This is a genomic window from Virgibacillus siamensis, assembly GCF_039522605.1.
GTDB lineage: Bacteria > Bacillota > Bacilli > Bacillales > Amphibacillaceae > Lentibacillus > Lentibacillus siamensis.
Window position 1 is genome coordinate 23,894 of sequence record NZ_BAAADS010000022.1, and the last position, 10,246, is coordinate 34,139.

General features: G+C 35.4%; 9 protein-coding genes. 7 read left to right on the plus strand and 2 right to left on the minus strand.

Annotation, left to right across the window (positions count from 1 at the left end; genetic code table 11):
• Nucleotides 1–632 precede the first annotated feature (632 nt).
• The 5 genes from ABD010_RS14740 to ABD010_RS14760 all read left to right on the plus strand — a co-directional run bounded on the left by ABD010_RS14740 (nt 633) and on the right by ABD010_RS14760 (nt 5,563).
• Nucleotides 633–1,601 carry an aminopeptidase gene (locus ABD010_RS14740; RefSeq protein ID WP_343814712.1) on the plus strand — a complete coding sequence of 323 codons (969 nt, stop codon included), beginning with the start codon at nt 633–635 and terminating at the stop codon, nt 1,599–1,601.
• A gap of 91 nt (nt 1,602–1,692) precedes the next feature.
• Nucleotides 1,693–2,682: a Bug family tripartite tricarboxylate transporter substrate binding protein gene (locus ABD010_RS14745; protein ID WP_343814715.1), complete on the plus strand. Its 990-nt coding sequence runs from the start codon at nt 1,693–1,695 to the stop codon at nt 2,680–2,682.
• A gap of 107 nt (nt 2,683–2,789) precedes the next feature.
• Complete coding sequence (locus ABD010_RS14750; RefSeq protein ID WP_343814718.1) at nt 2,790–3,224, plus strand: tripartite tricarboxylate transporter TctB family protein; 435 nt, start codon at nt 2,790–2,792, stop codon at nt 3,222–3,224.
• Between the two features lie 28 nt (nt 3,225–3,252).
• A complete protein-coding gene (locus tag ABD010_RS14755; protein WP_343814721.1) occupies nt 3,253–4,767 on the plus strand; it encodes a tripartite tricarboxylate transporter permease in 1,515 nt (504 codons plus the stop codon).
• A gap of 121 nt (nt 4,768–4,888) precedes the next feature.
• On the plus strand, nt 4,889–5,563 hold the full coding sequence (locus tag ABD010_RS14760) for a GntR family transcriptional regulator (RefSeq protein WP_343814724.1): 675 nt from the start codon (nt 4,889–4,891) through the stop codon (nt 5,561–5,563).
• A 219-nt stretch (nt 5,564–5,782) separates the two neighbouring features.
• Here ABD010_RS14760 and ABD010_RS14765 read toward each other — a convergent pair whose 3' ends face one another.
• Both ABD010_RS14765 and ABD010_RS14770 read right to left on the minus strand, forming a co-directional pair.
• The gene (locus tag ABD010_RS14765; RefSeq protein WP_343814726.1) at nt 5,783–6,718 is read right to left on the minus strand and encodes an agmatinase; all 936 of its coding nucleotides are present in this window, start codon (nt 6,716–6,718) and stop codon (nt 5,783–5,785) included.
• 109 nt (nt 6,719–6,827) lie between these two features.
• Nucleotides 6,828–8,078, minus strand: a complete 1,251-nt coding sequence (locus ABD010_RS14770; RefSeq protein WP_343814738.1) for a sodium/glutamate symporter — start codon at nt 8,076–8,078, stop codon at nt 6,828–6,830.
• A gap of 115 nt (nt 8,079–8,193) precedes the next feature.
• On the opposite strand from ABD010_RS14770, the gene ABD010_RS14775 reads away from it, so the two are divergent.
• Together ABD010_RS14775 and ABD010_RS14780 are read left to right on the plus strand one after the other, a co-directional pair.
• Entirely contained in the window at nt 8,194–9,099 is a 906-nt protein-coding gene (locus ABD010_RS14775; RefSeq protein WP_343814729.1) for a LysR family transcriptional regulator, read from the plus strand.
• Between the two features lie 860 nt (nt 9,100–9,959).
• Nucleotides 9,960–10,226: a sigma factor gene (locus ABD010_RS14780; protein ID WP_343814732.1), complete on the plus strand. Its 267-nt coding sequence runs from the start codon at nt 9,960–9,962 to the stop codon at nt 10,224–10,226.
• The last annotated feature ends 20 nt before the right edge of the window (nt 10,227–10,246 follow it).

Here is a 10,246-nt window from a genome sequence, read left to right on the forward strand (position 1 = left end):
TTACAAAAGGCAAAATGTTTCGCCTGCAAGTTAGAGTCACTGGACAGAAGGTACCCTCTCTTTGTGATTGCTAATCTTTCTTTACTATTCTAAAAGAAGATACTGTGAATGAAAAAGCCTGTACTTTGTTCAGTACAGGCTTTTTCACTAGCATTCATGATTGCTTTGTCAGGGTATAACATGCCTGTATCAATAATAATAGTTTTTGTCATCTTATCAACTTCAAACATGTTTTTTTTCTTGTTAAACCTATAACCACCTTGATAAAAATAATTTTTTGAAAGTTTTACTGAAAAAAACTAAATAATATCTTGTACGGAATCCCCTTCTTGTAACGCTATTGAGAATGTGGCGGACCATTATTACAGAAATAAAGTAAAAAGTGAATGGCAGAAGACTAATTTATATAAGAATCCCGGAACTCTTCTAAGAGTTCCGGGATTCTTATATAACATTAAGTTTTCATTTAATAGAAATTCTATTAAATAAGGCACCAATAAATATTCTATATTATATAGTATTATAAAATTCTAAAAAATATAGAATATAGTATTGACATTATTCTAAAAACAATATAGTATTTTTAAAGTAATCGATAGTTTTTTAAATATACTTATTTGGAGGAAGATAACATGAAAAAAATATTAATGAGTAAAGGTGCTAAAACCATAGTAGAAACTTGTGCGCAGGTGAAAAAGGGGGAACAGGTACTAATTATTACAGAACCAAAAACCATTACAATTGCGGAAACAATTGCTTCGGCCGTTCATGCTATTGAGGCGGAGCCAACAATTGCTATGATAATTCCAAGAACATCAGACAGTCAGGATCCTCCTAAAAATATCGCAGCAGCAATGGCTGATAGTGATGTGTTTATAAGTGCTGTACATACTTCTATCACACATACCCATGCTGTTAAAAATGCGGTGGAGAACGGGTCAAGAGGAATCATGTTGACACAATTTGAAGATGAGATGCTGATTGATAGTGGTGTTAATGCAGATTTCCCTAGTGCTGCTGTTACATGTGAAAAAGTAGCCAAGGCTATTGAGGGTGCTGAGGAAATAAAGCTTACCACCCCTTATGGAACAGATTTGAATGTATCCGCAAAAGGTAGACGTTCTAATTATATGACATGTATGGTGGATTCGGGACAATTCGCTCCTGTTCCTACAGTAGAAGCAAATGTGTCGCCACTAGAAGGAACTGCAACTGGAAAGATAGTAGCCGATGCTAGTATCCCTTATATTGGAATTGGTGTATTAAGAGACCCTGTTGTGGCTACGGTCGAAAACGGCTTTATTACCTCTATCACTGGTGGAGATCAAGCTAAAATTTTGAAGGACAATTTAGCCTCAAAAAATGATGACATGGTATACAACATAGCTGAAATTGGAATTGGGCTAAATCCGAAGTGTAAGTTTATAGGTTCAATGTTAGAAGATGAAGGTGTCTATGGTTCTGTTCACATTGGAATTGGAACAAATATAACGTTGGGAGGTGAAACAAAAGCAGCTTGTCATTATGACTTAATCATGACGAAACCAACTCTTATTGCGGACGGAACAACTGTATTAAAGGATGGAGAAGTTTGTATTTAAACTAAATGTTGGAGTTTAAAGTGTATAGCTATTTCATTGAAATTACGAAGGCGTTATCACGAAGGATAAAATTTTAATTGGGAGGATTTTCATGTTTAAGAGGGTAGTGTTAGCTTTCAGTTTAATTGTATTGGTGCTTATTTTTACTGCATGTTCTGATAGCTCAGGAGACACTTCTAAAGCAGAAGGTAAATCGAATTACCCATCTGAATCCTTAGAGATAATCATACCTTTTGGCCCTGGTGGCGGAACGGATATGATGGGACGTAAAGTAGCTGATATTCTTGAAAAATATGAATTGTATCCTGAGAATATTCAAGTTGAGAATAAGAAAGGAGGAAGTGGCGCAGTAGGCTGGGGATACCTTAAAAATCAAGAAGGGAATCCGTATATAGCAACACCTACCAGTATGAGTTTTATTACAACCCCTCTAGTATCCGATACAAATTGGGATTATTCATCTTTTACGCCTATTGCACTTTTAGGAACGGATAACTTATTACTGTTGGTTCCTTATGATTCAAAATATGAGACATTGGAAGATTTCATTAAAGAAGCGAAGAGTAAACAGCTAAGCATTGGTGGAGTTGGTGCAGTAAGTGATGAAATGATTGTTCCGAATTTATTAGGAAAAGAGGCTGGTTTTGATTTTAAATATGTTCCCTTTCAAGGAGCTGGACAGCTAACGAGTGCACTTACTTCGGGAAGTGTTGATGCAATTGTCGGAAATCCTGCCAGATCAATGGGACAGATTGAAGGGAAAGTCATGAAACCGTTAGCATTTGCGGGGGAAGAAAGACTTCCTATACTCGAAGATGTTCCAACATTTAAAGAATTAGGATACGACGTAACTGTAGCTCAACCAAGAGGCATTATTCTTGCAGGTGATGTATCTGAGGGCGTTCGAAACTGGTGGATTGACACAATGAAAAAGGTTGCTGAAAAACCGGAGTGGAAAAAGTATTTAAAACAAAATGGATTAAGTGAGTATACATTATATGGTGATGAGTTCGGTGAATATCTGAAGAAAACCAGTGATACATTCGAGGGTATCCTAAAAGAACTCGGAAAAATAGAATAATAATTACACGGAACCCTGTGTGATACAGGGTTCCGCTAAACTAATTCAATCATGTAAACTAACAATTTTGTATCAAAATAAAAAACTAGAATTGGGAGACATAGAAAATGAACATATTATTCTCCATTACTTTATTTTTGATTTCTTTAGTTTATCTGATCTTGGGATTGAAATTCCAATTTATGATGAATGGGCTTCCTGCCGAAGGATTTTTACCAAGAATAGTAGGGGTATTACTTTTAGTGTTTTCTGGTGTAAACCTTTATGCAAGCATTAAGAAAGGTAACGAAAAAACATCTTGGGAAACGCTTAAAGATATATTGATTATTTTTGTTGCTAGCATAGCATTCATTTTTCTCTTTAATCATTTGGGTGCTGTAATATCAATGATTCTATTTATGTTTGTTATTTTGTATATGTTTAATCGTCAAAAATTAACCGTAAACATTATCATAAGTATTGTTACACCAATGGTTATTTATTTTATGTTTAATGTTTGGTTAAATGTTAATTTCCCAGAAGGAGTACTAGCAATTTTTTAATTTTTAGCGAACAGCTGGAGGTTTAGTTATGGATATTCTATCGAATTTAATGCAAGGATTTGAAGTTGCCGTCACTCCGATGAATCTTTTATTTGTAACAATTGGTGCATTTGTAGGGATGATTGTAGGAATGCTACCTGGATTTGGTCCTTCTGCAGGGATTGCCATCCTTTTACCTTTAACCTTTTCACTCAATCCGACAAGTGCTATTATCATGCTTGCAGGTATTTACTACGGTTCACAATATGGAGGTACGATTACTTCAATATTAATTAATACTCCTGGGGACTCATCTACAGTTGCCAGCACGTTTGACGGTTATCCACTAGCAAGACAGGGAAGGGTTGGTCCGGCGTTAGTCATGCAGGCAATTGCTTCATTTGTTGGAGGAACAGTTGGTGTAATATTAATTAGCTCTTTAGCCCCTGCATTTGCTGAGGTAGCGTCCTCTTTTGGTCCGCCGGAATTTCTAATGTTAATGCTCATGGGTATGCTGATGTTGGTGTGGATGACAGGGGAAAGTAAAGTTAGGGGGATTTTATCCGCCTTGTTAGGTCTCGCAATCGCAACGGTTGGGGTAGATGTTGTTTCTGGTATACCACGATATACATTTGGATCGCCGGAATTGATTAATGGTATTGATTTCATTCCAGTAGCAATTGGTATATTTGGTATAGGTGAACTTTTTTACAGTGTTTATACGGGTGCACATAAAGAAAAGGTTGAAACAATTAGTTTTTCCTATACAAAGAGTAAGTTTTTGCCAAGTTTTAAAGAGGTACTACAAACAAAATTTACTTTGATTCGTAATTCAATATTGGGATTTGTAATAGGGGTATTGCCAGGGGCTGGAGCAACAGTTGCATCATTATTTGGTTATTCTATTGAAAAAAAACTTTCTAAGGAACCTGATAAATTTGGTAAAGGTGCTATGAAAGGGTTGGTGGCACCTGAAACTGCAAACAATGCTGCAACGTCCGGTGCTATGATTCCTTTAATGACTCTTGGTATTCCCGGATCCGCTTCGACTGCAGTTTTGTTAGCTGCATTCTTGATGTGGGGACTACAGCCAGGTCCACTGTTGATTGAGAGTAATCCTGAATTCTCATGGGGAATGATAACCAGTATGTACCTTGGTAATATGATATTATTATTGGTAAATATCGTAGCAATCCCCTTATTTGTAAAGATATTGCAGGTTCCGTATCGTTATCTTGTTCCGTTTATACTTATACTATGTATTGTGGGTACATATAGTCTAAATGGTAGTATTATAGAAACATGGCTATTATTGGGTTTTGGTGTTCTAGGATTTTTTATGAAAATAGGGGATTACTCACCGGCGGCATTAGTATTGGCGCTTGTTTTAGGGCCTCTTGCAGAAAATACATTCCGTCAGTCTTTAATTATTTCTGGTGGGGATTTAAGCATTTTTATAACTAGACCAGTTTCGTTAAGTTTTTTAATATTCATTATTCTAGTCATGTTCGTGCCACTAATACAAAAAGGTTACCGTTTTACTAAAGGTGTTAAGAATATCTAATCCGAATAATGTAAAGTTATGTGTGTAAGGTCTGTTTAATTTTCGTTATAATTGAGGACAATGTGTATTTTTGAGATGAACTGAATTGCTGATATATGGGAAATTAATGGAGGCGAAAAGGTTGGAAAAGGATATTGAAAAATTATCAAGAGTTGCTCCGCTGAGTAGACAACCATTAAATGTGATGGTGTATGAAAATATAAAGATGGGGATAGTCAGTGGTGATCTGAAACCAGGTACCAAGTTAAACGAAATGCAAATTGCTAAGCAACTGAATGTAAGCGCTACTCCTGTGAGAGAAGCTTTTAGACATCTACAGGTAGAAGGATTAGTTGAAACAATTCCATGGCGGGGAACAGTAGTTAAGGAATTTACCGAGAAGGAAATATTTGAAGCATACCAATGTCGTGAGGCGTTAGAAGTTTTGGCAACAAAGCTGGCAGTTCAACAAATTGATGAAGAAGGTCTTGAGAAACTGCAGGAACAGGTTGATCTATCTAGGGATCCAGGTTCTGTTACTGATACAGTGAAAATTAATTCATCCATACATGAAACAATTCTTGAATATGCCGATAATAAGCGATTACAAATACTTTTATCGCAAATAAATGATGTAGTATACCATGATCGAAATATTTCCGCATACGGCATTGAACGTAGAGAGCAAATATACCAAGAGCATGTGGAACTTGTTAATGCGTTTAAAGCAAGAGATACAAACAGAGCGGAAAAGGCGATGAGCGTTCATATTCAAAATGGATTTGAGTATATTAAAATGTATAAGGAAAAAAGATAGACATTATAAGCGATTATTTACATTTTCGTAGAAAGCTACTTAACAATGAGGCCTCTTTGGGTAAAGGACTTATTTTGAAAGCATATTATAAGGTACGAAATCTAAAAAGATCCCCTAGATAAGATGAAGGCACAAAGGGCAGAATAAATCTGTCCTTTGTGCCTTCTTTTCGCGCAAAACTTCAGCTGACCTCTTTATGAACCGTTCCCTAGCTTCCCTTTACTTTTTATTCCTTAAAATGTGGCTCATAAAATTCAACATTGTCATTGCTGCTACTCTTGGTGTAGCATTAGTAGGATCGTATTGAGGAGCCACTTCAACAAGATCAAAGCAAATAACATTTCCTTTTTCAGCGATACCCATCAAAATATCGTTAAGAAAATCAAATGAAAACCCACCTGGAGAAGGAGATCCAGTTCCAGTTGCCAATGAAATATCAAAGCAGTCTATGTCAATGGTCACATAATATTTATCTGCTTTAGGTATTTTTTCTACCACCTTATTCACTCCGAGATTATATGCTTCTTTTGCAGAAATTAACTGGCTTCCATATTCATGTGCGGCATCAAAATCTTCTTTTCTACTACTTCCTAAACCTCGTAATCCAATTTGTGTGATATCTTTTATGTGTCCCATTTCAGACATTCTACGCATAGGACTTCCATTACCTAAATTTTGTCCTCCTGGAGCGTCAGACCAATCTAAATGAGCGTCTAATTGTATAACTGATACCGATTCTTCTGGAGCTAATGCACGAGATACAGGGATAGAAATGGAGTGATCTCCCCCCATGATTGTAGGGATAATTCCTTTTTTTCTAATCTTTTTAACTGCCCATTCAATATTGTTAAATGATGTTTCAATATCACCAGTTACAATATCAGTATCGCCGTAGTCTACTATTTTCCATGGAGCGCCTAATAGAGTTTCTTTATATTCAGGATCATAAAAACCAGCATCTCCCCTACTATAATGTGTAGACACTTCTCGTATTCGACGTGGCCCTAGCCTAGTTCCACTCAAAAAGCCAACACCCGTATCGTACGGGACACCCAATACTGCAATATCAGCATCTAATTCATCCACATTAGTACAAATAGGATATTTCGCAAATGAACAAATACCTGTTATCGGAAGATTAACTTTGTTATCCATGTAAATCATTCTCCTTTGTAATGTTTTTTATTATCAAACATTATCATTATCATTATTATTAGTGATAATGTTGAAATAACTAGATTATATAACTAGATTAATTGAGTTATTAACTAAATAAATTAGCTACGAAGAGAAATACTGGTATTCCTACAATATCGGTTAATACTGTGCCTGCAACAGGAATAATTAAAAATGCTTTTTTTGAAAAAACACCATATTTCTCACATACAGCATCCATTACAACAAGACCATTGGGAGTTGCTCCTAATCCATGTCCAATAAACCCTGATGCAAGTATTGCTGCTTCATAATTTTTGCCCATTAACTTAAACATAATAAATATAGCTATAAGCACGGTTAGTATTGTTTGAGTTACGAGTATTATCGTTAATGGAATAGCTAAATCATAAAGTTCCCAAATTTTCAATTTCATCATTGCCATAACTAAAAACATATTTAAAGAAATCGTGGATATCATATCCATTGATTTATCTGACATCTTAACAAGCTGTGATTTATCATTAACAGAACGAAAAAATATTCCTAAAAATAAGCTAAAGATATGACCAGGTACCGAAAAACCTGTAATATTCGTAATCCATTCAGCTGTAGGAATCCCTATAGCTAGAATAATAAAAACAATCGCCCCTGATATAAATACATTTTGACTGGTTACTTTATCTTCCTTTTTACCTTCTAATTCTTGTGATAATTCTCCCATATACTCAGAATCCATTGTGTCTACTTCCACTTTTACATTATTTTTCTTAATTAACCAATTTCCTACAGGGCCACCAATTAATGCTCCCGCGATCAATCCATAAGTTGCAGCAGCCATCCCTACAGTTAAAGCGCTGCTTTCTCCTAATGATTCTATAACTGGAGCCAAAGAACCTGCCAAACCATGCCCACCTTGCATGGATGCATAACCAGCCATAAGTCCCAAAAGTGGAGAAGTCCCTGTCAAAATTGCCACTCCTGCTCCAACGCTATTTTGAACAATTACTAATAGCCAGCATACGAATACATATAGTAAAAGTAACTTTCCACCTTTTTTTAAAAGATTCAATCCCGTAGTCAATCCAATAGTTACAAAAAAAATGTACATAAATAAATCATATAAAGTGTCGTCGAATTCAAAAATTACTAGATTAGCTTCTCTTAGAATTAACATAACTATTGCAAAACCAAAGCCACCAATTACTGGTGCAGGAATTGAAAATTTCCAAAAGAAATTATATTTGTTTCTAACCCAATTTCCCAGCATAAGCAACAAGGCACCTAAACCTGCAAAGGTAATAATGTCTAAATTTAATGTAATAATTATGTTCTCCTCCTTTATAGTACATTTTAAAATGTTAACTTTTTAAATTTACGATATATTTGTAATATTAGTCCATTGATTTTATAATATCAAATACATATTTATTATTAATTTATAACTTTAAGCTATAAAATGGGGAGGTAAAGGAGTGAATATTCGAGATCTGAGATACTTTGAAGCTGTTGCAAGGAACAAAAAGTTTATTGCTGCTGCTGAAGAACTACATATATCTCAACCATCATTAAGTAATACTATTAAACGGTTAGAAAAGACAGTTGGGTATAAATTATTTGAAAGAAGTACAAAAGAATTATTTCTTACCGAGCTGGGACAAGTTTTTAATGATCATGTATACCATTTACTAAGCCAATTTGATAACACTGTAGAGGAATTAGAACACATAAAAATTTCGGGAGGAGGAAAATTAAAAATAGGGATAATTGAATCTTCTAGATATTTCATGCCTCAAATTATTAAGCAATTTAAGCAAAATTATCCTGAAGTTGGTATTCAAATTCTGGAAATGAGTCCAGTAGTTATCGAGGAAGCCCTTGAGAACTACGATATTCATTTGGGGATTACAACTGATATAAAATCTAATCAACTGCTTAGGTATTCTCCTATTGTACAAGAACAACTTTCTTTAGCTATTCCTAAACAGCATAAATTTGCGAATTTAAACAGCATCAATGTTATTGATCTCAAAGAAGAAATCCTTATTCACAGTCTTTCCGGATTTGGAATAAGAAAAATAATAGTTGAAGCTTGCAATACTGCAGGATTTAAACCTCATATTTTATATGAAACCGAAAGCTTGGAAATGGCAAGTAGTCTAGTAGAAGTTGGGATAGGGGTTTCAGTAATGCCAGATAGTTATTTAAAGTCTAATCCAGCCAAAAAAATTAAGATAATTCGTTTTAAAAATAACATTTATAAAAGATCTATATATATTGCATATCATTCCCATCGCTATTTACCGTCTTCTTTTCATGATCTTATATTAATGATAAAACAAGCATCTATAAATAATGCTAATGATGTAGGCGTTAAATAGTCCCCACTTATTATTTGGAATTAGTCGAAAAGTTGATATTAAGCTGGTTGGAAGAATTGAAATATAACGAGAATAAACCAGATGTAACCCTGATAATAATGGATGGAGGTAGGAAATCGGGAAAATGGTGTCGGAAGCATAGGGAACGGTTCTTTTACTTCATCGTGCTTGTAACATAGACTTGGACTCCTGTCTTTCACCGGTAAATGCACTAGCAAGGTAATCGATGATAAAAAATTATAATTTGGGTGCCTGATTTCCCAAATTTTATTTAATTTTGTCGAATAAAACCATATTTTGATGGTTCGCTTCGTGGAAGAGAAAAAATAGTTAAAATGGTATTTTCTTCACCTTGTTTGACTCTTATAAGGCAGTTTTAGGGGATTCGGTGAATTTGTAAAAAATCCGGCCAAATGTTCACTAAATTTCCCTCCATTTGTGAATGGTTAACATGCTTTTTCATTCGATAAAGGATCGCAATCATCATTCATGGAAATATGAAGTTTCAAGGTGCAGTTTTCAAGTTCTTTAACCTCTTCTTATCAACACATCGACGCCTGGCATCATCCCTATTTTCCTTTTCCATGATACGGGGGTGGAAGGGGTTAATATTGTTAGAAAAGTGCTTAGGATGAAAAAACAGATTCTATGACGGAATTTGATTAGGTGGAAATTCTGGGCGGGATTGAAATAGGAAAACGTGGGTCGCATTTTGAAACTATTTTTAAGATCTTTGATTATCTGGAGATTGACATGGGTGACTTCCAAAAGGCACTAAAGCTTTATCGGAATGAAATGAAACCCTACCACGATTATTTGCGTAAGTAACTTTTTCCCACTTCACTTGCCAGACACGCAAAATGGACATCAGCAGACCTGAGGATGATCTCTTTCAGGAAGGTTTATTCGCAATGTGGAAACCCTTCGAAGCTTACCAGCCTGACCATGATCCGCTGGCAATTTACTTCACCTGTATGATCCGAAATTATTTGACTGACATGCTGACCGGGAAACATCCGCCAAAAAAGAGTTCAGATACGGATGGCAGCTACCGTCATTCAGCAATACCCGCCGAGTGCATGCCCCTCTTACGGACGGATTTCACACACCGAAACGTTTATATTTAATGTATCGTGATTGTAGGCGA

What these genes read in the sequence shown, in the direction of transcription:
- ABD010_RS14750 (WP_343814718.1), top strand. Translation starts at nt 2,790, where the DNA reads ATGAACATATTATTCTCCATTACTTTATTTTTGATTTCTTTAGTTTAT.
- ABD010_RS14740 (WP_343814712.1), top strand. Translation starts at nt 633, where the DNA reads ATGAAAAAAATATTAATGAGTAAAGGTGCTAAAACCATAGTAGAAACT.
- ABD010_RS14755 (WP_343814721.1), top strand. Translation starts at nt 3,253, where the DNA reads ATGGATATTCTATCGAATTTAATGCAAGGATTTGAAGTTGCCGTCACT.
- ABD010_RS14765 (WP_343814726.1), bottom strand. Translation starts at nt 6,718, where the DNA reads ATGGATAACAAAGTTAATCTTCCGATAACAGGTATTTGTTCATTTGCG.
- ABD010_RS14780 (WP_343814732.1), top strand. Translation starts at nt 9,960, where the DNA reads ATGGACATCAGCAGACCTGAGGATGATCTCTTTCAGGAAGGTTTATTC.
- ABD010_RS14745 (WP_343814715.1), top strand. Translation starts at nt 1,693, where the DNA reads ATGTTTAAGAGGGTAGTGTTAGCTTTCAGTTTAATTGTATTGGTGCTT.